The organism is Polycladomyces zharkentensis (genome assembly GCF_016938855.1).
GTDB classification, from domain to species: Bacteria; Bacillota; Bacilli; order Thermoactinomycetales; family JIR-001; genus Polycladomyces; species Polycladomyces zharkentensis.
Genome location: NZ_JAFHAP010000009.1, coordinates 119,188 through 143,067 on the forward strand (window position 1 = coordinate 119,188; position 23,880 = coordinate 143,067).

At 55.4% G+C, this 23,880-nt stretch carries 22 protein-coding genes; all 22 read left to right on the top strand.

Annotation, left to right across the window (positions count from 1 at the left end; translation table 11 throughout):
• Positions 1-18: 18 nt before the first annotated feature.
• The 22 genes from JQC72_RS10985 (at position 19) to JQC72_RS11090 (ending at position 23,853) form a co-directional block, all read left to right on the top strand.
• Complete coding sequence (locus tag JQC72_RS10985) at positions 19-1,335, top strand: sigma 54-interacting transcriptional regulator (RefSeq protein WP_205495587.1); 1,317 nt, start codon at positions 19-21, stop codon at positions 1,333-1,335.
• A gap of 11 nt (positions 1,336-1,346) precedes the next feature.
• A complete protein-coding gene (gene cobJ / locus JQC72_RS10990) occupies positions 1,347-2,972 on the top strand; it encodes a precorrin-3B C(17)-methyltransferase (RefSeq protein WP_205495588.1) in 1,626 nt (541 codons plus the stop codon).
• A gap of 18 nt (positions 2,973-2,990) precedes the next feature.
• Entirely contained in the window at positions 2,991-3,869 is an 879-nt protein-coding gene (locus JQC72_RS10995; RefSeq protein WP_205495589.1) for a sirohydrochlorin chelatase, read from the top strand.
• 222 nt (positions 3,870-4,091) lie between these two features.
• On the top strand, positions 4,092-4,916 hold the full coding sequence (cobK, locus tag JQC72_RS11000; RefSeq protein WP_205495710.1) for a precorrin-6A reductase: 825 nt from the start codon (positions 4,092-4,094) through the stop codon (positions 4,914-4,916).
• Positions 4,867-5,514, top strand: a complete 648-nt coding sequence (locus tag JQC72_RS11005; RefSeq protein ID WP_335342444.1) for a precorrin-8X methylmutase — start codon at positions 4,867-4,869, stop codon at positions 5,512-5,514. The genes cobK and JQC72_RS11005 overlap by 50 nt, the downstream gene beginning before the upstream one ends.
• 10 nt (positions 5,515-5,524) lie before the next feature.
• A complete protein-coding gene (locus JQC72_RS11010; RefSeq protein ID WP_205495592.1) occupies positions 5,525-6,661 on the top strand; it encodes a cobalt-precorrin-5B (C(1))-methyltransferase in 1,137 nt (378 codons plus the stop codon).
• Complete coding sequence (gene cbiE, locus JQC72_RS11015; protein ID WP_205495593.1) at positions 6,624-7,841, top strand: precorrin-6y C5,15-methyltransferase (decarboxylating) subunit CbiE; 1,218 nt, start codon at positions 6,624-6,626, stop codon at positions 7,839-7,841. The genes JQC72_RS11010 and cbiE overlap by 38 nt, the downstream gene beginning before the upstream one ends.
• A 341-nt stretch (positions 7,842-8,182) precedes the next feature.
• Positions 8,183-8,893, top strand: coding sequence for a precorrin-2 C(20)-methyltransferase (cobI, locus tag JQC72_RS11020; protein WP_205495594.1), 711 nt, complete (start codon positions 8,183-8,185; stop codon positions 8,891-8,893).
• The gene (gene cobM, locus JQC72_RS11025; protein ID WP_205495595.1) at positions 8,890-9,681 is read left to right on the top strand and encodes a precorrin-4 C(11)-methyltransferase; all 792 of its coding nucleotides are present in this window, start codon (positions 8,890-8,892) and stop codon (positions 9,679-9,681) included. The genes cobI and cobM overlap by 4 nt, the downstream gene beginning before the upstream one ends.
• Positions 9,678-10,808, top strand: a complete 1,131-nt coding sequence (locus tag JQC72_RS11030) for a cobalt-precorrin 5A hydrolase (RefSeq protein WP_302104778.1) — start codon at positions 9,678-9,680, stop codon at positions 10,806-10,808. The genes cobM and JQC72_RS11030 overlap by 4 nt, the downstream gene beginning before the upstream one ends.
• On the top strand, positions 10,805-12,208 hold the full coding sequence (locus tag JQC72_RS11035) for a cobyrinic acid a,c-diamide synthase CobB (protein WP_335342445.1): 1,404 nt from the start codon (positions 10,805-10,807) through the stop codon (positions 12,206-12,208). Before JQC72_RS11030 ends, JQC72_RS11035 begins: the two co-directional genes overlap by 4 nt.
• 49 nt (positions 12,209-12,257) lie before the next feature.
• On the top strand, positions 12,258-12,800 hold the full coding sequence (gene cobO / locus JQC72_RS11040; RefSeq protein ID WP_335342446.1) for a cob(I)yrinic acid a,c-diamide adenosyltransferase: 543 nt from the start codon (positions 12,258-12,260) through the stop codon (positions 12,798-12,800).
• A gap of 257 nt (positions 12,801-13,057) precedes the next feature.
• A complete protein-coding gene (locus JQC72_RS11045) occupies positions 13,058-14,551 on the top strand; it encodes a cobyric acid synthase (protein ID WP_205495599.1) in 1,494 nt (497 codons plus the stop codon).
• Positions 14,552-14,774: 223 nt separating this feature from the next.
• Positions 14,775-15,368: an NADPH-dependent FMN reductase gene (gene ssuE / locus JQC72_RS11050; protein WP_205495602.1), complete on the top strand. Its 594-nt coding sequence runs from the start codon at positions 14,775-14,777 to the stop codon at positions 15,366-15,368.
• 27 nt (positions 15,369-15,395) lie between these two features.
• On the top strand, positions 15,396-15,980 hold the full coding sequence (locus JQC72_RS11055; protein ID WP_205495603.1) for a hypothetical protein: 585 nt from the start codon (positions 15,396-15,398) through the stop codon (positions 15,978-15,980).
• Positions 15,971-17,056 carry a dimethylsulfone monooxygenase SfnG gene (gene sfnG, locus JQC72_RS11060; protein WP_205495605.1) on the top strand — a complete coding sequence of 362 codons (1,086 nt, stop codon included), beginning with the start codon at positions 15,971-15,973 and terminating at the stop codon, positions 17,054-17,056. The genes JQC72_RS11055 and sfnG overlap by 10 nt, the downstream gene beginning before the upstream one ends.
• Positions 17,057-17,073: 17 nt before the next feature.
• Positions 17,074-18,270 (top strand): acyl-CoA dehydrogenase family protein, encoded by a 1,197-nt coding sequence (locus tag JQC72_RS11065; protein ID WP_205495607.1) that lies wholly within the window; start codon positions 17,074-17,076, stop codon positions 18,268-18,270.
• Positions 18,271-18,650: 380 nt separating this feature from the next.
• On the top strand, positions 18,651-19,421 hold the full coding sequence (locus JQC72_RS11070) for a methionine ABC transporter ATP-binding protein (protein ID WP_205495614.1): 771 nt from the start codon (positions 18,651-18,653) through the stop codon (positions 19,419-19,421).
• Positions 19,414-20,076: a methionine ABC transporter permease gene (locus tag JQC72_RS11075; RefSeq protein WP_205495617.1), complete on the top strand. Its 663-nt coding sequence runs from the start codon at positions 19,414-19,416 to the stop codon at positions 20,074-20,076. The genes JQC72_RS11070 and JQC72_RS11075 overlap by 8 nt, the downstream gene beginning before the upstream one ends.
• Positions 20,077-20,086: 10 nt before the next feature.
• Complete coding sequence (locus tag JQC72_RS11080) at positions 20,087-20,890, top strand: MetQ/NlpA family ABC transporter substrate-binding protein (RefSeq protein ID WP_205495619.1); 804 nt, start codon at positions 20,087-20,089, stop codon at positions 20,888-20,890.
• Between the two features lie 67 nt (positions 20,891-20,957).
• Positions 20,958-22,442 (top strand): 4-hydroxyphenylacetate 3-hydroxylase family protein, encoded by a 1,485-nt coding sequence (locus JQC72_RS11085; RefSeq protein WP_205495621.1) that lies wholly within the window; start codon positions 20,958-20,960, stop codon positions 22,440-22,442.
• Entirely contained in the window at positions 22,414-23,853 is a 1,440-nt protein-coding gene (locus JQC72_RS11090) for a 4-hydroxyphenylacetate 3-hydroxylase family protein (protein WP_205495622.1), read from the top strand. The genes JQC72_RS11085 and JQC72_RS11090 overlap by 29 nt, the downstream gene beginning before the upstream one ends.
• Positions 23,854-23,880 lie beyond the last annotated feature (27 nt).

The following is a 23,880-nucleotide window of genomic DNA, read 5'->3' on the forward strand; positions in this document are numbered from 1 at the left end:
GAGGAAAGGAGGGAATCCGTGGTACAAGAGAAGAGCTTAACCGGGAAATGGGACGAGGTGTGGCCGGACTGGGAAACAACCGCCGACATTCCCGTTCCCCAATCGCTCATGGATCAGGTGATCGGTCAGGATCACGCGGTGGAGTGGGTGCGAAGGGCGGCGAGACAACGCCGTTCGGTGTTACTGGTGGGCGAGCCGGGAACCGGCAAAAGCATGTTGGCCCGGGCAATGGCCGATACGATGATGCCGTCGGAAAAAAGGGATGTACTGGTTAGCGCCAATCCTCGCGAATATAACCAGCCACTGGTGCGGATTGTACCTGCGGGAGAGGGGAGAAAAGAAGTGGACCGGTGGCGGATGAAAGTCCGCAATCGGTTGAAAGCCGTCCGGTTTTTGATGGTGATGTTGGTCATGACGACGATGACGGTTTCACTGTTTTACGCCTGGACGCGACAGGAGTGGTGGTTGTTGGCGATCGGCCCGGTGTTGGCTTATTCTCTCATTCACTTGTCCCGACGGCGACGGTGGAGGGAAGAGCTGATGCTGATGCCCCGCTTGTTGATTGACCGCTCGGAGGAAACGGGGGTTCCGTTCGTCGATGCCACCGGGTTACATGCGGGCGGTTTGTTGGGAGATGTTCGGCATGATCCTTATCAGTCGGGTGGTTTGGAGACCCCGCCCCACGCTTTGGTGGAACCGGGGGCGATTCACCGGGCGGACGGCGGCATTTTGTTCATCGACGAGATTTCCACGTTGGACATGGAAACACAACAGCGACTCCTCACCGCTTTTCAGGAAAAAGAGCTGGCCATCACGGGACGGCATGCAGGTTCCAGCGGCAGCATGATTCATACAAGGCCCGTTCCGTGCGATTTTCTCCTCGTGATGGCAGGCAATCCGCCCGATCTGGACAGATTGCATCCGGCATTGCGCTCCCGGATTCGGGGTTACGGTTATGAGATTCACATGAACAACTCGATGCCGGATACGCCTGCCAACCGGTTCCGATTGGCCCGTTTTATCGCGCAGGAAGTGCGGAAGGACGGTCGCATCCCCCATTTCACAAAGGGAGCGGTTGATGCCGTGATCGAACAGGCGAGAGTGTGGGCCGGCCAGCCGTCGGCATTGACGACCCGGTTTCGCGATTTGGGTGGATTGATTCGTGCGGCGGGTGATTTGGCAAAAGAAGCCGGAGCCGACCTGGTCATGCCTTCTCATGTGGAAAGAGCGGCGGTGTGGATTCGCCCGCTTTACCACCAACAGGGTTCACTGGTGCCGATGTGCTACGGCAAACAGGATGCTGAGCGGAAACAACCATCCATTCCGTCCAGGTAGGAGGGAGAGGAATGAACGAGCAAAACCGCGGTAAGTTGTACGTGGTGGGGTTCGGTCCCGGTCATTTTGATCACATGACGCACCGGGCGCGGGAAGCGATCCGCGACAGTGATGTGATCGTCGGATACAACACCTATGTCGACATCATCCGGGATTTATTGGACAATCAGGAAATCGTGCAAACCGGCATGACGGAAGAGGTCAGTCGGGCGCAGACGGCGGTTGAGCTGGCCGAGAGCGGAAAAAAGGTGGCCGTGATTTCCAGCGGCGATGCAGGCGTGTACGGAATGGCCGGGCTGGTGTATGAGGTGTTGGTGGAAAAAGGATGGCGTCCGGGTGAAGGCGTGGAAGTGGAGGTGATCCCCGGGGTGTCAGCGATCAACTCCTGCGCGGCGCTTCTGGGGTCGCCCGTGATGCACGATGCCTGTATGATCAGCCTGAGTGACCATCTCACCCCCTGGGAAATGATCGCCCGCCGGATTGAAGCGGCTGCGGCAGCCGATTTCGTTATCGCACTGTACAACCCCAAAAGCGGACGCCGTACCCGCCAGATCGTGGAAACCCAACGCATCCTGCTTCAGTATCGGTCACCGGACACACCCGTCGGCCTGGTGAAAAGCGCTTATCGGGAACGGCAACACGTGGTGATCACGACGCTGGGTGAGATGCTGGAACATGAGATCGGCATGTTGACAACAGTATTGATCGGCAACTCCACCACTTTTGTCCATCACGGATTGATGATCACACCGCGCGGTTACCAGCGCAAATATACACTAACCCAAAAGGAACAGGTTTTGAAGCTGCATGAACGTCTGCGGACGGAAGCTGAGCCGTGGTCTCTCAACGCGCAGACGGAGAAGCCGCATCCAACGGGCACAAAAGAGACGAAAGAACCGGTCATATGGGCCGAGGAAGCGTTGGCGCTTCTTCAGGCCGCAGGCAAGGTTCCCGCCATCGGCACCGCTCCCGCTGCGGTGCCCCATGTCACCCCGATTTTGGAAGTGGCCATTTCTTCCGGTGTCGCAGAAAAAAAGTGGACGCCGAACCAAATGGCCGCACTGGCATCGCTGGCGGGAGACAAAGGAGAAATCACGTATACGCCGGATCATCAAATGATTCTGCGGATTCCGACCGATGATCCGGACTCGGTGGTCCGCCGCCTGACCGATGCGGGATGGTCGGTTCACCCCGTCGGCGATGTGGTACAGGTCAAGGCATGCGATTTTTGCGATGGCGACAAAGGCGAGTCGATTCCGCACGCCGAGGAGTTGAACCGCCGGTTGGGAGGGATGAACGTCCCCAAAGAATTGAAAATCGGCTTCAACGGCTGTGCGATGGCCTGTTACGGTGCAGTGACGGAAGATATCGGGATCGTCTACCGACGCGGCACGTACGATTTGTTTCTGGGCGGCAAAAAGATCGGTCGCAATGCCCATCCCGCCCAGCGGGTGGCGGAAGGCCTCACGCCGGAAGAGATGCTGGCGGCGGTGGAAAACGTTGTGCGGGAATATGCGGAAAAAGGGCACCCCAACGAGCGGTTCCACAAGTTTTTCAAACGTGTCCAAGAGGTGAGCGGGTTCCGGTATCGGGAACAACCCCAGCCGGTAACGGTGGATATCGTCTGCGGGGACTGAAGCAAGGAGGAAAAACCGATGGAAGCTTGTTTGTTTGTGGGTCACGGCAGTCGGGACCCGGAAGGGAACGCCCAGTTGCTGGATTTTACGTCACGGATTGGACGGCATCTCTCTGTTCCGGTTGTGGAGACATGTTTTTTGGAGCTGGCCGAACCGGACATCCCCGCAGGCATCCGCCGATGTGTGGAAAAAGGGGCCAAACGGATTACAGTGCTCCCCATCATGCTCTTGTTTGCGGGGCATGCCAAGGTACATATCCCCCTCGCGATCCGGGAAGCCGCCCGCCAATATCCCGATGTGACGTTCAGATACGGACGTCCGGTCGGGGTGGATCAATCGGTGGTGTCCATTTTGGAACGCCGAGTCCGATCCATCGCCGATCTGCCGGAAGACCGAAGCGAAAGCGATACGGCCGTACTGGTCGTGGGCCGGGGATCAAGTGATGCGGAGGCCAACAGCGATTTGTTCAAAATCTCGCGGTTGTTGTGGGAGCGTCTTCCGGTTCGATGGGTGGAAACGGCATTTGTCGGGGTTACGGAACCCGGATGGGAAGAGGGAGTGGAGAGATGTGTTCGGCTGGGGGCTCAAAACATCATCATCCTGCCCTATCTGCTGTTTACCGGCGTGCTTATCAAACGGATGGACAGCCGCTTGAGCGACCTTCGTGACCGGTTTGCAGGTGTTCAGCTGAGTATGACCGACTATCTCGGGCTGGATGACGGATTGGTCAGCGTGATGGTGAACCGGCTGTTGAAAGCCGCCGACGGGCGGGGATTGGATTGGGAGCGGTTGGCGTCGGTCGCCGAAGCCAACGGTCATCATTTTCATCACCACCATCACGATCATCACCATCATCATGATGATCACCACCATGAGCAGGTTGACCAACCGTTGTAAGTCCATTTGCTTTAACGGATCTTTGAGTGCAGGCTTTGCAGAAGAGAGCGAAAACGGCGCACCTGAAAACGCGATGGGTTCATTCACTCTGTCAGCAGTCCTCGAAAAAATCGGAAATGACTTACCCCGAAGCAACCGGACAAAAGCAAGGAGTTCGCTATGATGCACGCTGAACCGCAGACGACGATTCATGGTACCACTCGCGAAACGGGAGGAGAGACAATGATCCTGTTTTTGGCCGGAACCAGTGATGCGCGGGAGTTGGCCGTTCGCATCCGACAGGCGGGACATCCGCTTTTGGCAACGGTGGTCACGGAGAACGCCGCCAAAAGTTTGCGGGATGCCGATTTGCATGTGCGGGTAGGGAGATTGACGGCGGAGGAGATGGCCGCACTGATCCGGGAAACGCGTGCGTACGGGGTTGTCGACGCCAGCCATCCCTTTGCGGAAGAAGCGTCCCGCAACGCGATGGAGGCGGCTCGGACCGCGGGTGTGCCCTATGTTCGCTATGAACGGCCGGCGTGGATATATGACCATCACCCGCGCCTGACGGTCGTCGATTCATATGAGGCGGCGGCGGAAGCGGCCGCCCGGTTGAAAGGAGTCGTCATGTTGACGACCGGAAGCAAGACACTGGACGTGTTTGCCAAACGGCTGCTGCATGAACCCGGTGTTCAGCTGGTAGCGCGGATGTTGCCGCGCAAGGAAAATATGGAGAAATGTGCAGCGCTCGGGATCGAGCAAAAACAGATCGTGGCCATGCAGGGGCCGTTCGGTCCCGAGTTGAACCGGGCGTTGTACCGCCATTTCGACGTTGATGTGGTTGTGACCAAGGAGAGCGGCAAAGCGGGGGCGGTGGACGAAAAGGTGACGACGGCGTTGGAGATGGGATTGCATGTGATTCTCATCTCCCGCCCCCGTCTGGATTACGGCACCGTTTATGCCGAACCGGACAAGATCATCCGGCACATACAGCAATGGAAGGGAGAGGACAACCGTGACACCACGGGAGTTTCAACCGGTCACCACACGTCCCGAGGAGATTGAACAGCTCAGTTTTCGCATCATCACCGAGGAGTTGGGCGAGCATTCATTTACGGACGAACAATATCCGGTCGTCCAGCGGGTGATTCACGCCTCGGCCGATTTTGAGTTGGGACGGAGCCTGCTGTTTCACCCCGATGCCGTCCGGGCCGGGATTGCGGCGATTCGGGCGGGCAAACCGGTGGTGGCGGACGTTCAGATGGTGCAGGTGGGGATCAGTAAACCGCGGATTCAGCGGTTTGGCGGGGACGTACGGGTGTACATCTCCGATCCGGATGTGGCGGCGGAAGCGAAACGTTTGGGAACGACGCGGGCCATCGTGTCCATGCGCAAAGCCGTACGCGAAGCGGAAGGCGGCATTTTCGCGATCGGCAATGCTCCGACAGCCCTCTTGGAGCTGATCCGGTTGGTTCGGACGGGGGAGGCAAATCCCGGCCTGATCGTCGGCGTTCCCGTCGGTTTCGTGTCAGCCGCTGAATCCAAAGAAGAGCTGGCCAAGCTGGACGTGCCGTTCATCACCAACCGGGGCAGAAAAGGAGGCAGTCCGACGGCCGTCGCGATTGTCAACGCGTTGTCGTTGATGGCGGAACAGGAGAAGTGAGGGAGCGGTCATGAAACAGGCGTCGGAAGCGACCGATCAGCGGGGAATGCGGCACGGATATACGACCGGATCGTGTGCGACGGCCGCGGCCAAAGCCGCACTGACGGCGCTCATCACCGGACGGGTTCCCGACCGGGTGGAAATCATGCTGCCTATCGGACAATCGGCCGTTTTTACCGTGGAAAACGGGACGGTTACGGCGAAGGAAGCGCGATGCAGCGTGATCAAGGATGCGGGGGATGATCCCGACGCCACTCACGGTGCCGAAATCGTCGCCACCGTCTCATGGAGGGAGGAACCCGGCGTGAACATTGACGGCGGTCCCGGAGTGGGTCGCGTCACCAAGCCGGGGTTGCCCGTCCCGGTGGGAGAGGCGGCGATCAATCCCGTGCCGCGAAAAATGCTGCGTCAAACGGTGGATGAAGTGTTGACCAGCTACGGGATTGAGCGGGGAATCCATGTGGTGATCTCGGTCCCGGGAGGTGAGGAGATCGCCAAAAAAACATTGAACGAGCGGCTTGGGATTGTCGGCGGTATCTCCATTCTGGGAACGCGCGGCATCGTGGTACCGTTTTCGACAGCGGCCTACCGAGCCAGTGTGGCCCAGGCGATCCGCGTGGCACTGGCGGGCGGATGCCGTCATCTCGTGTTGACGACGGGGGGAAGCAGTGAGAAATACGCCATGAAACTGTTTCCCGATCTGCCGGAAGAGGCGTTCATCCAGATGGGCGATTTTGTCGGATTCGCTTTGCAGCAGGCCAAACGGGCGGGGGCGGAAAAAGCGACACTGGTGGGGATGATGGGCAAATTCTCCAAAGTGGCCCAAGGGGTGATGATGGTTCATTCCAAAAGCGCCCCCGTCGATTTCGGCTTTTTGGCCGATGTGGCCCGGGAAGTGGGCGCCCCGCCCGAGTTGGTGGAGGCGGTCCGGCAGGCCAACACGGCGACGCATGCCGGGCAGTTGATGGAACAAGCGGGGTATCCGGCTTTTTTTGAACGGTTGAGCCAATTGGTCTGTCGCCGGGGATGGGAACACGCGGGCGGCGGCATCAATGTGGAAACGGTGCTGGTCACGATGAAAGGCGCATTGTTGGGGAGGTCGGTGTGGCATGATGCATCCCGTGAAAATCATCGGTGTGGGGGATGATGGAGCCAATGGGTTGTTCCCTTTCTATCGCCAGTGGATCGAAGAGGCGGACACCCTGGTCGGGGGAGAGCGGCATTTGGCTTTTTTTCCCGATAGTTCCGCCGATCGGATTCCGATCAAAAACGGGATCGGTGTGGTGTTGGAACGGATCGACAGGGCGAGACATCACGGACGGGTCGTCGTGCTGGCGTCCGGCGATCCGTTGTTTTACGGGATAGCCGGGCTGATCGCACGCAAACTGGGTCCGGAGCAGGTGGAGATTCACCCGCATTTGAGCTCGTTGCAACTGGCGTTCGCCCGCGTGAAAGAGAGCTGGCAGGATGCGGCGGTCGAAAGCGTGCACGGCCGCAAATTGGCGGGATTGGCACAGCGGATCGACGGCAAGGAAAAAGTGGCTTTGCTGACCGATGCAACCAATGATCCTTCCGCCATCGCCCGCTATCTCATCCGCTTCGGCATGACCGAATATCGGGCGTTTGTCGCCGAGAATCTGGGCGGTGAAGGGGAGCGGTGCCGTTGGTGGGAGTTGGAGGAGATGGCCGAAGCGTCATTCGCTCCTCTCAATATTGTCATTCTCAAGCGGAAGTCGGATGCCGATCCGCCGAGTTGGGGGATGGGCATCGACGACCATGAGTTTGCCCAGCGCAAACCGGACAAAGGCTTGATCACCAAAAAAGAGGTGCGCGTACTCAGCTTGTCCGAAATGCGGTTGGCCCCCGACAGTGTGGTGTGGGACATCGGTGCCGGTTCCGGTTCGGTTTCGGTGGAGGCGGCACGGATGGCCCCTTATGGCCAGGTGTTTGCCATTGAGAAAAATGAAGCGGATCTAACCAATATTGAAGCCAACAAAATGAAATTTCGCGCCGACTTTGCCGTCATTCACGCCAAAGCGCCGGACGGACTGGATCAACTTCCCGATCCGGATGCGATCTTTATCGGCGGCAGCGGCGGCGAACTGCGGGAATTGCTGCAGGTCTGCTGCGCCCGGTTGAAACCGCGCGGCCGGATCGTGGTGAATGCGGCGACACTGGAAACGCTGCATCAGACACGGCAAGGACTGGCGGAAGCCGGATTCGACACACGCGTCACCATGGTGCAAACCGCCCGCAGCAAGCCGATTTTGAATCTGACCAGACTGGAGGGATTCAACCCCGTCTTCATCATTGTCGGATCGCGATGAAAGAAACCGGGGCGTGTCCGGCCAATGGTGAAACTGAGGGAAGCCTTTTCCCGGAAAGTGGTTTCACCGTGAGGAGAACGATCGGGAATGGGTTACCGCAGACCTTAAAAGCACTTGAATGGCTTCCGCAGGTGCAGGTGGAGCAAGCCGGGAAAACAAAGGGTCAATATTGATCAGACACGCCCTTGCACGGGAAATTCGGATCCGCTCCCCTCGAGAAGAGGGGACCATTTTCCCGCAAGAAACCTTTGAGCGCAGCCATTCAGGAGGGAGAGGGAAAACGGTTCATCCGGACCAAGGTGAACGAGCAGACGCGCTTTGGCGATGGGAGGAGAGATCGAATGAGTAAAATCGGCACTTTGTACGGACTGGGCGTCGGACCGGGTGATCCGGAACTGATCACGGTCAAGGCGTTCCGCATTATGCGGGAATCTCCCGTGATCGCTTATCCCAAAAAGCGGATGGGAGAAAAGAGCTACGCGTTGACCATTGCGGAAACCTACGTGAATCCGGCGGAAAAAGAGATGCTGGGTTTGGTGTTTCCCATGACGCGGGATCAGGAGATATTGCGACGGGAGTGGGACAAAACGGTGACAACGGTGTGGGAGCGACTCTCCCAAGGGAAAGACGTGGCGTTCGTCACCGAAGGTGATCCGATGTTGTACAGTACGTTTATACACATGAGCCGGTGTATGCGGGAGGCCCACCCGGAGGTGAACATCGTCTCCGTCCCCGGTGTCTCCTCGGTCAACGCCGCCGCTTCCCGACTCGGCATCCCATTGGCGGACGGAGATGAGCAAATCGCAATCGTGCCGGCGACGGAAGATCGGGCGGCCATGAAAAAAGCACTGTTGGAGCATGACGCGGTGGTGTTTCTCAAAGTGGCCAAGGTGCTCGACCGGATGATCGACCTGTTGCGGGAATTGGGCTTGACCGAAAAAGCGATGGTGGTGAGCAAAGCCACGTCGGAACAGGAAATGATCTGGCGTCGTGTGGAGGAATTGGCCGGTGCACGTCTCGGTTACTTGACTTTGATGGTGGTGAGAAAATGAGCTTGGAACCGAAAGTGTACATCATCGGCGCCGGTCCGGGCGATCCCGATCTGATCACGGTGAAGGGTCTGCGGATTTTGCAAGAGGCGGACGCCGTCGTTTACACCGATTCGTTGGTGAGCCAAGATCTGGTGGGCCGAGCCAAAACCGGTGCGCGGATATACCCCAGTGCGGGAATGACGTTGGAGGAGATCGTTCAAACCATGGTCAGTCACGTCCGCCGGGGTGAAAGCGTGGTCCGCCTGCACACCGGAGACCCGGCCGTTTTCGGAGCGACGTTTGAGCAGATGGCCCTGCTTCGCGAAGAAGGGGTTCCGTTTGAAGTGGTACCGGGGGTGAGCTCGGTGTTTGCCTCAGCCGCCGTGTTGGGAGTGGAGCTGACCATTCCCGAGCTTACCCAGACCGTCATCTTCACCCGGGCGGAAGGGCGTACCCCCGTGCCGGAAAAGGAACGGCTGGCGGACTTGGCACGGCATCATACCACCATCGCCCTGTTTTTGAGTGCGACATTGGCCAAAAAGGTGACCAACGAGCTGCTCGCCGCCGGTTGGTCGGAGGAGACACCGGTGGCAGTGGTCCAGCGGGCGACGTGGCCCGATCAGAAGGTGGTGCGCACCACACTGGGCCGGTTGGACCAGGACATGCGGGAAGCGGGTATACGCAGTCACGCAATGATTTTGGCTGGATGGGCACTGGACCCGGAGCTGGAGAAAAAGGGAACGTTCCGGTCCAAACTGTACGACAAAACCTTTACGCACAGTTACCGGAAAGGAGTGAAGCAGCCATGAGCGGTGATCCTGCCCAAACATCGGAACGCGTGGCGATCGTCGCCATCACCAAACACGGAACGGTGCTGGCACGCACACTGAGAGACAAGATGCCGGGGGCGGATCTTTACTATATGGAGAAATTCGCCACAGGGGATGAGGCGGACAAGGGCATCCACCTGTTCACCGGTTCCGTCCGCCTGATTCTGCCCGATCTGTTTCAACGTTATGACGGATTGGTCATCTTCATTTCTCTCGGTGCGGTCGTGCGCATGATTGCTCCCTTGCTCAAGGACAAAAAGACGGACCCGGCGGTCGTGGTCGTTGACGACCGGGCGGAACATGCCATCAGCGTGCTGTCCGGTCATCTCGGCGGGGCCAATGCGTTGACCCGGCGCGTCGCTTCCCTGTTGGGGGCGCGGCCCGTCATCACCACCGCATCCGACGTTCAGCAAACGATCGCGGTTGATCTGTTCGGTCGCGATTTCGGTTGGGAAATCGAAAACTTTGACAAGGTGACGCCTGTCAGTGCCGCCGTGGTGAACGAGGAACGGATCGCCGTCGTGCAGGAATCGGGAGAGCGGAATTGGTGGACGTATGACAAACCGCTGCCATCCCACATCCGGGTTTACCGTTCGGCCGCCGAAGCGATCGAGGCGGGATTTGACGCCGCGCTGGTGGTAACCCACCGGTTGTTGACGGAGGAGGAGGAACGGGCGCTCCTGACCAACGGCGTGCTGTACCGGCCCAAAGTGATCGTGCTGGGTATCGGGTGCAACCGGGGTACGCCGATGGAGGAAATCGAGCACGTGGTGTTGGAGACGCTCGCCGAACTGCGTCTGTCGGTCCGCAGTGTCCGCAACCTCGCTTCCATCGATCTGAAAAAGGACGAACCGGGGTTGAATGCATTGTCGGAGAAATACGGTTGGCCGCTCATCGTGTACACGCCGGAAGAGCTCAACACGGTTCCACTCCCGCACCCGTCGGAAGTCGTGTACCGGTACACGGGAGCATACGGCGTGAGCGAGCCGGCGGCACTGCTGTCGGCCGGAGCGGAGACATGGCTGATGGAGAAGAAAAAGAGCGGCAACGTCACGATTTCCGTTGCCGTGGTACCCCATCAGCCAATGGAGGCGGGCGTCCGGTGAAGGAACATCGACCGAGAATCGTCATCGCCGGGACAGGAAGCGGCGTGGGTAAAACCACGATTACACTGGGGTTGATGGCGGCGTTACGCCGAAGAAACATGACGGTCCAGGGGTTCAAGGCTGGACCGGATTACATCGATCCCACTTACCATACCGCGGTGACCGGCAGACCGTCGCGCAACCTGGACGTGTGGATGATGCCCCGCAATCGCGTCCGTGAAATATTTTTACGCGGGAGTGAAGGAGCGGACTTGTCGGTCGTGGAGGGTGTGATGGGTCTCTACGACGGGAAAGACCCGCTGAACGACACCGGAAGTACGGCCGATATCGCCATCCTCCTGCAAAGTCCGGTTGTCTTGGTCGTTGACATCCACAGTATGGCACGGAGCGTCGCGGCCATCGTTATGGGGTTCCAACATTTCAATCCCGAGGTGGCCATCCGCGGTGTCATCGTCAACAAAGCGGGCAGTGAAGGGCACTATCGGCTGGCCAAAGCGGCCATCGAACAGGAATGCGGGATTCCCGTCCTCGGTTGGATACCCCGCAATGCCGAGCTGGATATTCCCGAGCGTCACCTTGGCCTGATCCCCGCCGTTGAACGGGGGGAGCTGCAACCCTTGTTTGAACGGTTGGCCGATGTGATTGAGCAAGGGGTGGATCTGGACGCGTTGATCTCCCTCGCCGACGAGGCGCCGGCACTGGCGTGGCCGGAGAATCGCCTCTTCGTTTCTTCCGCCGCTTCTGAGGGGCGGCGTCCGGTGATCGCCGTCGCCCGCGACGCCGCCTTCCATTTTTACTACCCGGAAAATCTGGAGTTATTGACGCTCGCCGGTGCCGATCTCCGGTTTTTCAGCCCGTTGGCGGGAGAATCCGTCCCGGAGGAGGCGGACGGGCTGATGATCGGCGGTGGTTTTCCCGAGGAGTTTGTGACGGAGCTGGCACAGGCGGAGGACGTGAAGGTCTCCATTCGCCGTAAAATCGCTGAGGGATTGCCCACGTTTGCCGAATGCGGCGGTTACATGTATCTGTGCAAAGCGATCATCGACCGGGAGGGGCGCGAACATCCCATGGTCGGGGTAATCCCTGCCAAGGTGACGATGCGGGATCGGTTGGCGGCGTTGGGATACCGGGAAGTGAGGGCTTTGTCCGACTCCGTCTTGTTGGAAAAAGGAAAAAAGGCGAGGGGACATGAGTTTCATTATTCCGCCTTGACGCCCGAGGCGGAGGACTACCCGCATGCATACGCTTGTGAAGGTCGGTTCGGCACCCGAATGGAGGGATACGTCAGGGGAAATGTGTTGGCCGGGTATGTCCATCTCCATTTTGCCTCCCGTCCGGAGATGGTGCGGCGCTGGTTGTCGATGTGCAGGGAATACGGCAAGCGGAGGGAAAGAGCATGACGCAGGTGAACGAACAACGTCCGAATACGGACCCGTGACGGAAACATGGGTGCCGAAGACGCGAAAGGGATTGACGCTGGTCTACACCGGAGAAGGGAAAGGAAAAACCACGGCCGCGCTGGGATTGGTGCTGCGGGCAGTGGGCCGGGGCATGAAAACGACGGTGTTGCAGTTTATCAAATCCCCGCAACGTACCTACGGCGAGCAAATCACGTTGGAGCGGTTGGGAGTGCAAGTCCGTCAACTGGGCGTGGGCTTTACCTGGACCCGTACGCCGGAAGAGCACCGCGCCGCCTTGGAAACCGCCTGGCGGACCGCCAAACAAACCGTGATGAGCGGCGAGTATGATCTGGTGATTCTCGATGAGATCAACAACGCGCTGGCGATTCGCAAATTTCCCATCGAGGATGTGCTGCCGCTGAACGAGGTGTTGGAGGTAATCGATCATCGCCCGTCCCACGTCCATCTGGTCTTGACCGGTCGGCATGCGCACCCGGAAGTGATCGGCCGGGCCGACCTTGTATCGGAGATCCACGCCGTCAAGCATTACTATGATGAAGGCGTTCCCGCCGTCAAAGGAATTGAGTTCTAGGGCGGGTCAGGTGAATCATCGTCTGCAATGCTTTCCGGCTTCGCTCCACCTGCGCCCTGCAGGGAAGAAGATTCAGGTCGCTTCGAACCGGAAGTGCAGGAGCGGGCAAAGTTGGCTCCGCTGAGAGGAAATTGCCCGCAATTGGCATGCTGCGCTTTTCTGGTTCTTTGCTCCGTCGGACTTGGCAAGTCACTTGCCGGAAACGTTGCCGCTTCAATCCCGTCACAGACACATGCTGAAACGGAAAGGAGATCAGGATGGCCAAGGCGATTATGTTGCAGGGGACGGGTTCCGATGTGGGCAAGAGCGTGTTGTGCACGGCCTTTTGCCGCTATTTTTTTGAGGAAGGGTATCGGGTGGCGCCGTTCAAATCACAAAATATGGCGCTCAACTCCGCCATCACCGCCGACGGGGGCGAAATCGGACGCGCTCAGGGTGTCCAGGCGGAAGCGGCGGGCATCGAACCCACTGTCCACATGAATCCCATTCTCCTCAAGCCAAAAGGGGATATGGTCTCAGAGGTGATCGTGCAAGGACGCCGTTATGCCGACATGGAGGCGGGCGCCTATCGCGGCAGTGTGCTGGAAAAAGCGTGGTCCGCAGTTCGTCAGTCCCTGTCGATTCTGGCCGAAGCATACGAGGTGCTGGTGATCGAGGGAGCGGGAAGCCCGGCGGAAATCAACCTGAAAGATCGGGACATCGCCAACATGCGGGTGGCCAAACTGGCCGACGCCCCCGTCATACTCGTCGGGGACATCGAACGGGGAGGTGTGTTCGCTTCGCTGGTGGGCACATTGGAGCTCTTGGACCCGGATGAACGGGCGAGGGTGAAAGGCTTTATCATCAACAAATTTCGCGGTAAACGGGAACTGCTTGACTCCGGTATTGAATGGTTGGAACGGCGGACCGGTATTCCCGTACTGGGTGTGGTGCCTTATCTGGAAACCGGAGTAGACCCGGAAGATTCGCTGTCTCTGGAGTCGCTCCGGTTGAAAATGCCCGTGTCCCGTGAGTTTGTAGACATCGCTGTGATTCGCCTGCCCCGGATTTCCAATTTCACGGACTTTCTTCCATTGGCTGACGCCCCCGACGTCCGTCTCCGTTATGTCCGATCGGCCAAGGAATTGGGTGAGCCCGATGCCGTGATTCTTCCCGGCACCAAAAACACCGTTGAGGATTTGGCGTGGTTACATGCATCGGGGTTGGCCGAGGCCATCCAATGCCTGCGAAACCAGGGAGCGGAAATCGTCGGCATCTGCGGGGGGTATCAAATGCTGGGGCTTTCGTTACACGATCCCGACGGAACGGAATCACGTCCCGGTGTTCACCCGGGATTGGGCATGTTGGACATCCGGACGCACTTTATTCCGGACAAACGGACGGTCCGGACATCCGGAGAAACCCTGATAAATTGGGCGCGGGGCATAATCGTCTCCGGCTATGAAATCCACTTGGGCAGAACCGAGCGGGGAGCGGATGCGGGTCCGGTGTTGCAGTGGTCGGACGGCCGTTTGGACGGCGCTGTCTCGACCGACGGAAGCGTATGGGGCACCTATTTGCACGGCCTGTTTGACAACGGGGCGTTCACCCATGCCTGGATCAATCGTTTACGCGGGAAAAAGGGTTTGCCGCCCCGTTCCGAGGAGCATCTCGGTCGCCCTGAGGATCGGGACGCGATTTATGCCCGACTGGCCGGGTGGATTCGCGAATACGTGGACATGGAGCGGGTGAAGCAGATCATGGGGTTGTAGGAGGAGATGATCCGCCATGGCCTGTCGATATGAGTGTCTGCTCATATTTTTCACACAATGTTTGACTGGAGCCTAACCTTTTGATATGATTAAAGCATACTAAATTTATAGGAATTATTGAAATTGGTGTACCGATCAGTCAACTGAAGGTACCTTACCTGCGGGTTGGAACCGCAGTAAGGTACCTTTTTTATTATCCCTTTTTCAGAAAGGAGACATGATGATGGCCCACATCCTGATTCTCTCCGGAAGTCCATCAAAAACCTCGAGGTTGAACGGCATCATTCAGTATGTACAAAAAGTGTTGGAAGGAAAGGGAGCGCAGGTCGAATGGATCAACGTTTCCAATCTTCCGGCGGAGGATCTGATCTCCGCTCGTTTTGACAGTCCCGCCATTCAACAAGCGAATGAGTCGGTGGAGAAAGCGGATGCCGTCATTGTGGCCAGCCCGGTCTACAAGGCTTCATATACGGGGGTTCTCAAAACCTACCTGGACCTGTTGCCGCAAAAAGGATTGGCTCAAAAGGTCATTCTGCCTCTCTTTATCGGAGGGAGCATCGCCCATTTACTGTCCATCGATTATGCCTTGAAACCGGTACTTTCAGTGCTGGGGGCACGTACCATTTTGGCCGGGGTTTATGTTGTTGATTCACTGGTGAAATGGAACGAACAAGGTCAAGTGGAATTGGAAGCGGAGGTGAAACAACGATTGGACGATTCACTTCAGGAGCTGTTGGAGGAGACTGATTGGCATGCAAAACGAAGGAAAGATGAGGCTGTTGGCAAAGTGGCGGAGGATGTGTCCAGTCATGCCTAGGGGGCAAAGCTTTCCCGGGTGAACGACTTGATCAAGCCCAACCGAGCGGAGAAGCGGGAATCCGATCGCGGTCAATCTCCTCTTCAGCGAAGCGTACGTTGCCCGCTCCCTGCGCTCCCCGGTTCGAGCGGCCTTGACCTGGTTCTATGCAGCGCGCAGGTGGAGCGAGCAATGCACGCGCGATATGCGGAGGTTGATAACTTAGCCAACAACCTGAAAGGTCCGCTTTATTTCAGAGAAGGGAGGAAGTGTATGTCCGCCAAGAAAACCGATACCACCGTAATTCAAAAGATCGTTCATCTGCCGGATTATCGGTTTGCTGCTTGGTGCCTGCGCCAGTACGGGGTAAACAGGGGCATTTACAATACGATAGACGATAGGCTGTTCCAATTCGGGATCAAAGACATTGTGACGCGTCGCATGACGATCCTCTCTTTTTTGAATCAGGTGCAACAATCCCAACTTCACCAGGGGAATGGCAAAAAAATCAAATTCGGAAAAGGGTTGCTGATTTCCACACTCACGCAGTTTCTCAATCAGGAAGCCGTCTTCGCTTCAGTGCGATCAGCAGCAGATGATTCCATATCGGAGGTGAATGATCCATGGCATTGAAGTTTGCTTATTGGGTTCCGAATGTCAGTGGGGGGTTGGTCATCTCCAAGCTTCCTCAAAAAACCGATTGGTCGTTTGAAGCAAATGCAAGGTATGCACGGATCGCGGAACAGGTCGGCTTTGAATTTGCCTTGCTACAGACCCGATTCATTGCCAGTTATGGAGCGGAGAATCAATTGGAGGCGATCACCCTGGCGGCCGCTTTGGCAAGCGTAACAAAAAAATTGAATCTCATTGCCGCCATCTTGCCCGGTTTGTGGCACCCCGGAGTGGTTGCCAAGATGATCGCAACGTTGGATCACATCAGCCACGGACGGGCGGCGGTCAATATCGTCAGCGGCTGGTTTAAAGGGGAGTTTCATGGATATGGGGAACCATGGTTGGATCATGACGAACGATATCGCCGTTCCGAAGAGTTTATCAGGGTGCTGAGAGAGATGTGGACGAAAGAAGTAGCGACATTTCGGGGAGATTTCTACCGGATCAATCAAGCTCCGCTCAAACCGAAACCCATCTCTCAACCGCCGATCTTCCAGGGAGGAAACTCCAAGGCGGCCAGACAAATGGCGGCGAGAGTGTCCGATTGGTATTTCATGAACGGAAACACCATCGACGGGTTGAAAGCCCAGATTGATGAAGTGAAAGAGTTGGCCGCCCGGGAAGGAAGAACGCTCAAGTTCGGGGTCAATGGATTTGTGATTGTCAGAGATACGGAAGAAGAAGCGCAACAAGTGCTTCGGGATATTATCGAGCATGCCGATGCCGAAGCCGTGGAAGGTTTCAGAGATCAAGTTCGTTTTGCAGGCAAAGCCTCCCCGGAACGGGAGGGAATGTGGGCTCGTTCCACTTTCAAGGATTTGGTCCAATACAATGACGGGTTTAAAACGGGACTGATCGGAACGCCTGAACAAGTGGCGGATCGCATCATCGAGCTGAAGAAAATCGGTGTCGACCTGATATTGACCGGATTTTTGCATTATGATGAGGATTTGCAATCATTCGGCGAAAGAGTCATTCCATTGGTTCGTCAAAAAGAAGCACAGTTGGAGAAAACCGTTGAATCGGTTGAAAGCTGAGCAGAGGGGGAGCATACATGAGCAAAGCATTGCAGGTACGGTCGGATTACGAGGTATACCGGGCAGAAGTGAGGGACATTGTGGAGCGTGTCATCAAACCGCGGGCGGAACAAGTCGACCGTGAAGGTCGATTCCCCCGGGAAAATTTGCAAGCGTTGGCCGAGGCGGGATGGAACGGGGTCCTCATCCCCGAAGAATGGGGCGGACGTGGCTTGGATCATGTCGCATTTGCCATTGCCGCCGAAGAAATCGCAAAAGGGTGCGCTTCAACTGCATTGGTTTACGTGATGCATGTCGGTGCCGTACAAACGATCACACTCTACGGCAATGACGACCAGAAGGAGCGATGGCTCAAACCGGTTCGGCAAGGACTGATCGGTACATATTCCACAAGCGAAAAAGCGACCGGCGGTCACTGGTGGTTCAATTTGAGCGAGGCCGCACGTGATGGCGAAAAGTATATTCTCAATGCCGAGAAATCGTTCACCACAAGCGCGGGACAGGCGGATTTCTACGTGTTTCAAACCCGGTCACCCGGTGCACAAAAACCGACGGACATCAGCTTTTTTATCGTTGACGGAAAACTGCCCGGAATCCACCCGGGGGTATGGGATGCTCTTGGCGTGAGAGGAAATCATAGCGGCTCCCTTCGTTATGAAAACGTGAGGGTACATGCCCGGGACCGATTGGGCCGGGAGGGACAAGGAAAAGAGATCGTGGAAAACGGCGTGTCGCCTGTCTATTTGATCGGACTGGGATCTGTCTGGCTGGGGGTAGCCGAAGCGGCGCTGGAAGAGGCGACCCGGTATGCCAAAGGGACAATCCATCGGGATTTCAATAAACGGTTGACGGATTATCAGGTGATTCGTCAACAGTTGGCCGAAGCGAAAGTGTTGATCGAAAGTCTCAAGCCCTGGCAAATTCATTTGGCGCAACAGCTGGATGCCCTGCAGGCGGCGGGACGTCCCCAGGTGGAATTGCTGCTTCCGCTGGTGGAGTTCAAAATCCACGCTGCCGAAGTGGCCAATCAGGCCGCACGGGTGGCGCTGGATGTCAGCGGCGGATACGGGTACAAACGCGGGGTATTGGAGCGTCTGTACAGAGATGCGCGTGCGGGGATCGCCATGGGACCGTCCAACAACATTGCAAGGGAATGGATCGGAAAGGCGTTGGTCGGGTTGCCCTTGGAGTTGTGGTATGAAGGGGGAGAATAAGCCTTTTAATAGTGACACGCGTGTCTGGTAAACCCATGAAGGAGCAAATATTTGCCCGGCCGAGCGAAGACCCGGATATCGCAGGAATGAGATCGCGGGCAATTTCCTGAAGCGTACATTTCCCGCGTTCCGCGCTCCGGGTCTGAAGCGGCCATGACCTGCTTGCTTGCCGGACGAAGATGGAGCGAGCAATGAAATTGAACAGTATTTACCAGAGCGCTCCAGGTGAAAAACACCAACAACCATATCCAAATCATGAAACAGAGGATGGTTGCAGCCGGTAAAGGGGCTGCCGGCTCATCATAAAAACCGGTCGACCAGCCCCTGAGACTTTTTTTGACAAATAGACAAAAGTCACTGATTTGGAAAGGAGGGTTTGTATGATCAAGTTGGAGAACGTCTCCAAAATCTATCAGACGGCGAATGGTCCGTTTCAGGCGGTAGCGCCTGTTCACCTTTCCATAGAGAAAGGGGATATCTTCGGTATCATTGGCTCCAGCGGCGCCGGTAAATCCACATTGCTGCGGATGGTCAACCTTCTGGAAAGGCCTACAAGCGGCAAGGTGTTTGTTGACGGACAGGAGCTGACGAGTCTGTCACCAAAAGAACTCCGTTTGGCCAGACGATCCATCGGTATGATATTTCAACAATTTCATTTGTTCAGCAATCGAACAGCGGCAGAAAATGTGGAGTTTGCGCTTGAAATCTCAAAGCTTTCCAAAATGGAGCGGCGGAAACGCGTCAAAGAGTTGCTGCACTTGGTCGGGCTGGAAGACAAAGCGTCCGTCTATCCTTCGCAATTAAGCGGGGGGCAAAAACAGCGGATTGCCATCGCACGTGCTTTGGCCAATCGCCCAAAAGTACTGCTTTGTGACGAGCCTACCTCTGCGCTCGATCTGCAGACAACCAGATCGGTTCTCTCTCTTTTGAGAAAGATTAACCAAGCCTATCAGGTCACCATCTTACTGGTTACACATGAGATTGAAGTGGTCAGAGAAATATGCGACAAAGTTGCCGTCTTGGAAAATGGACATTTGGTGGAGGTATTGAACCTTTCAGATCCACCTGTTTCGGTAAAGTCCCATATAGCGAGATTGCTGTTTGAAAGCCGAAGTGAACGGGATTTGTCCACGGGGGTGGCACATGTTTAACAATCTTCTTTCCTTGGCACCTGATTTTTGGAAAGCGATTGGGGAAACCTTTGCGATGGTGGGGATATCGGTAGGTTCGGCTTTGCTCTTCGGCACGCCATTGGGAATTCTGATTTTTGTTACCGGTCATGGGCAAATTTTTGAACACAAAGTGATTCACAGAGTGGTCAATTATGTGGTGAATACAGTACGATCCTTGCCGTTTGTCATTCTTTTGGTCGCTCTCATCCCACTGACCCGATTGATGATTGGTACGACGATTGGGCCGATCGCTGCTTCCGTTCCGCTGTCGATTGCCGCGATACCCTATTTTGCCCGTTTGGTTGAACAATCGTTGAGAGAAATCCCGAAAGGGGTGATTGAAGCAGCCGTGGCCATGGGAGCTTCCCCATTGGAAATCATCTGGAAGGTCATGCTGAATGAGGCTCGTTCCAGTATTGTGTCGGCGTTAACCGTGACTTCCATCAGTTTGTTGTCTTATTCCGCGATGGCGGGAACGGTGGGTGGAGGAGGAATCGGCGATTTGGCCATCCGTTTCGGATATTATCGCTTTCAGACCGAAGTGATGATTGCCACGATCATCCTGTTAATCATATGGGTCCAGATCATTCAATTCGTCGGAAGTCGATTGGCACACGTTCTGGATAAAAGATAGGGGGCTCAAAATGAAGAAAAAACCGTTTGTTATTCTTCTCATCATCCTCATCTTGTCCCTCATATCTGCTGCTTGTGAAGGTACGATCCAGGCTGAGAAAAAAGTGATTCGAATCGGTGCCACGGCGGGGCCTTATAGTGACCAGATCAGAAAGGGGATTCAGCCGATATTAGAAAAAAAAGGATACAAAGTAGAACTGATCGAGTTCAATGACTATATACAGCCGAATGTTGCTTTGGTGAACGGTTCAATTGATGCCAATGTTTTTCAAAATACCACCTATCTGGAGAATTACATCCAAGAGAATCACGTAGATTTGACAGGCGTGATTCCGATCCCAACCGTGCCCATGGGGCTATATTCCAAAAAACACGATTCCCTGAAAGAAGTGAAAGAAGGAACGAAAATATCCCTGCCGAACGATCCCGTCAATGAAGCCCGTGCCTTGGGCATGTTGCAGAAGTTTGGCTTGATCAAGTTGAAACCTGGCGCCGATGTTCTGCATGCCTCTGAAAAAGATATTACAGAAAATCCAAAGAAAATTGAAATTGTTCCGATGGAGGCAGCCCAACTTCCACGGTCATTGGATGATGTGGATTTTGCACTGATAAACGGGAACTATGCGATCGCATCGGGGTTGAAATTGGGAGATGCCATCAACCTAGAACAGACACCGAAAAACTACATCATTGTCTTGACCGTGCGCACTTCGGATAAAGAGAAACCGTTTGTCAAAGATCTGGTCGATGCATACCGGTCCAAAGAATTTGACGAATTGATTGACAGGGAATTCAAAGGCTTTATTAAGCCTTAATGGAAAGGTGCTTTCTTTGAAGAGGAGATGCTTCTTTTGATGGGATGGGCAGGAAAGGAGCGAACCGATGACGACCGTAGGCGAGCGATTTATCAACAGTTTACAGGATGGGCGTACCGTTTGGTTGGACAATGAAAAAGTGGAAAATGTCGCTGCGCATCCGGCTTTTCAAGGTACGCTCAACACGTTGAGACAATTGTTCGATACCTTGAATGATCCTGAGACGCGCGACCGGGTCGGATTTCAAAGCCCCAAAACGGGAGAGTACGTACACAACGCATATCTTGTGCCCACAAGTATGGATGATATCAAGCGGCGTACAGTCGCTTTTGAACTGTGGGACCGAAGGACGCACGGGGTCATGAGCCGGCTTTCGGAGTATGCGCGCTCCCTGGTGACCGGTTGGTATGCAGCAAGGGAAAGATATCAGGTGTTTGATCGGCATTTTGCGGAAAAAATCACCGAATATTATGAGGAGGCACGTGACCATCACCGTTTTGTAACTACAGCTTTGTTGGATCCGCAGATTGACCGCTCCAAGGGTCCGTCTGAACAAAAAGACCCCGATGCCTTTTTGCGGATTGTCAGGAAAACGGAAGACGGGGTGATTTTGCGCGGGGCGAAAATGATCGCTACCGCAGCTCCCTATACACACGATTTTTTGGTTTACCCTTTCCATCGGATTCAACAGGGTGATCTTGAACATGCCCACATGATGATCATTCCGGCAAATACGCCTGGTTTGCATATCGTTTGCCGGGAGTCGTTTTCATCCGAACAAGCCGAAGATCACCCGATCAGTTCCCGATATGACGAAATGGACGCCATCTTATTGTTTGATGACGCATTTGTCCCATGGGAACGTGTATTTTTGCATGATAATCCGGAAGCTGTCTGGCAACTGCGGATGGATGAGACGGCAAACAGCCTGGCTTATCATTCCACGGTTGTTCGTTTGCTGGTGAAGCTTGAATTTGTGGCTGGCGTCGCTTTTGCCATTGCGGATGTCATCGGAGCCAATCATCATCTCCATGTGCAGGAGAAGTTAGGGGAAATCGTCATTCAGATCGAAACGATTCGCGCGCTCCTGCATGCTTCGGAAGCGGGGGCCAGGCCTGATGAATTCGGAACATGGCTCCCGGATTTGACACCGATTGAAACTGCCCGGAACTTGGGACCGAGATATTATCCGCGAGCGATTGAGATTTTGCAACAGATCGGAGCCGGCGGGTTCATCCAGGTACCTTCGAAAATCGAGCAGATTCATGGGGAATTGGCGGGTTTGATCAGGAAATATTATCGCGGGGCGAAAGCAGATGCAGAGAGTCGCATCCGCTTATTCAAGTTGGCTTGGGATCTGATCGGCAGCCCGTTGGGTTCCAGGCACGAGCTGTATGAACGATTTTATCTCGGTGACCCTGTACGAACCTATGCGAACCAATATTTGAACTGCAAGAAAGAGCGATTGGAACAGCGTTTGGAGGATTTTTGGAAACGAATCAGACAAAAGGAGGATACACCGGGTGAGCGCAAGCCAACGTTATCGATCTAGATTGAAAGATGGAAGGCGTGTCTGGTTGAATGGGGAGCAAGTGCAGGATATCACCCGACACCGGGCATTTAAAGGGACTATCGATACCATATCCTCCTTGTTGGATTTACAGGACCATCCTGAAACGAGGGATGATCTGACATTTAGATCCCCCGATACCGGGGAACCCGTCCATTTGGCGTATCTGGTTCCGTACAGTAGAAAAGATTTAAAGCGCAAGGCGCGCGCGTACCAAATATGGAGTGATGCTACATTCGGCATGATGAGCCGTTTATCGGATTATTCAAGATCACTGTTAACCGGTTGGTATGCCAGTCGGCATCTGCTTGGTGGCAAGGATGGGCAGTTTGCACACAAAATCGAGCGCTACTATCAGCAAAGCCGTGATCAAGATTGGTTTTCCACGACAGCTTTGCATGACCCGCAAGTGGATCGGGCCAAATCATCTTCCGAATTGGATGATCCCTACACGCATTTGCGGATTGTCAGGAAGACAGAGGACGGAATCGTTGTCCGTGGAGCAAAAATGATTGCCACCGGTGCTCCCTATTTCGATGAAATCTTTGTGTATCCTTTTCACCGGCGTCCGCAGGGTGAAGCGCACTATGCCACGATGTTTGCGGTATCCGTGTCCACCCCGGGGGTCCATCTCATTTGCCGGGAGTCGTTTGCCTCCGAACATGAGGAAGACCATCCGTTAAGTTCGCGTTTTGAGGAAATGGATGCGGTTGTTGTTTTTGATGATGCCTTGATCCCATGGGAGCGGGTATTTATCCAAGATGATCCGGAGGCCGTTTGGGTCCTGCGTCAAGACCCGGTGGCGACGGCACTCAGTCAGCAGCCAACGGTTGTCCGGTTGTTGAGTAAGCTGGAATTCATCGCGGCCATCGGACATGAACTGGCTCAAACGATTGGTGCGCATCGGTTTTTGCATGTGCAGGAAAAGCTGGGCGAACTGATGATCCAAGTGGAAACGATCAGGGCTTTGCTTCTTTTCGCACATGATCAGGCCAAGCCAAATGAAGACGGCGTTTGGGTTCCGGCGGTCGAACCGCTTACAACGGCCCGTAATCTGGGTTCGAGATATTATCCGCGTGCCTTGGAAATCTTGCAACAAATCGGTGCCGGCGGGTTTATTCAAGTTCCCTCCACACTTGATGAGCTTTCGGGGCCGATCGCATCTTTTGTGGATCGCTATTACCGGGGATCAAATAAGTCCGCTGAGGAGAGAATCCGGTTGTTCAAGTTGGCCTGGGATTTGATCGGCAGTCCGTTGGCGTCCAGGCATGAGCTGTATGAGCGATTCTACTCGGGAGATCCTGTAAGGACTTACGCCAGCCAATATGTCCAATACAATAAACAACCTCTCATCGATCAGGTATGGCAATTGGCCAAATCGCCGGCGAGATGACCAACAAAGAAAATGGGCAGGTATCAG

Excerpts from the sequence above, each read along its gene's own strand:
- cobJ (WP_205495588.1), top strand. The coding sequence starts at position 1,347 with ATGAACGAGCAAAACCGCGGTAAGTTGTACGTGGTGGGGTTCGGTCCC.
- JQC72_RS10995 (WP_205495589.1), top strand. The coding sequence starts at position 2,991 with ATGGAAGCTTGTTTGTTTGTGGGTCACGGCAGTCGGGACCCGGAAGGG.
- cobK (WP_205495710.1), top strand. The coding sequence starts at position 4,092 with ATGATCCTGTTTTTGGCCGGAACCAGTGATGCGCGGGAGTTGGCCGTT.
- JQC72_RS11010 (WP_205495592.1), top strand. The coding sequence starts at position 5,525 with ATGAAACAGGCGTCGGAAGCGACCGATCAGCGGGGAATGCGGCACGGA.
- cbiE (WP_205495593.1), top strand. The coding sequence starts at position 6,624 with ATGATGCATCCCGTGAAAATCATCGGTGTGGGGGATGATGGAGCCAAT.
- cobI (WP_205495594.1), top strand. The coding sequence starts at position 8,183 with ATGAGTAAAATCGGCACTTTGTACGGACTGGGCGTCGGACCGGGTGAT.
- cobM (WP_205495595.1), top strand. The coding sequence starts at position 8,890 with ATGAGCTTGGAACCGAAAGTGTACATCATCGGCGCCGGTCCGGGCGAT.
- JQC72_RS11030 (WP_302104778.1), top strand. The coding sequence starts at position 9,678 with ATGAGCGGTGATCCTGCCCAAACATCGGAACGCGTGGCGATCGTCGCC.
- JQC72_RS11045 (WP_205495599.1), top strand. The coding sequence starts at position 13,058 with ATGGCCAAGGCGATTATGTTGCAGGGGACGGGTTCCGATGTGGGCAAG.
- ssuE (WP_205495602.1), top strand. The coding sequence starts at position 14,775 with ATGGCCCACATCCTGATTCTCTCCGGAAGTCCATCAAAAACCTCGAGG.
- sfnG (WP_205495605.1), top strand. The coding sequence starts at position 15,971 with ATGGCATTGAAGTTTGCTTATTGGGTTCCGAATGTCAGTGGGGGGTTG.
- JQC72_RS11065 (WP_205495607.1), top strand. The coding sequence starts at position 17,074 with ATGAGCAAAGCATTGCAGGTACGGTCGGATTACGAGGTATACCGGGCA.
- JQC72_RS11070 (WP_205495614.1), top strand. The coding sequence starts at position 18,651 with ATGATCAAGTTGGAGAACGTCTCCAAAATCTATCAGACGGCGAATGGT.
- JQC72_RS11075 (WP_205495617.1), top strand. The coding sequence starts at position 19,414 with ATGTTTAACAATCTTCTTTCCTTGGCACCTGATTTTTGGAAAGCGATT.
- JQC72_RS11080 (WP_205495619.1), top strand. The coding sequence starts at position 20,087 with ATGAAGAAAAAACCGTTTGTTATTCTTCTCATCATCCTCATCTTGTCC.
- JQC72_RS11085 (WP_205495621.1), top strand. The coding sequence starts at position 20,958 with ATGACGACCGTAGGCGAGCGATTTATCAACAGTTTACAGGATGGGCGT.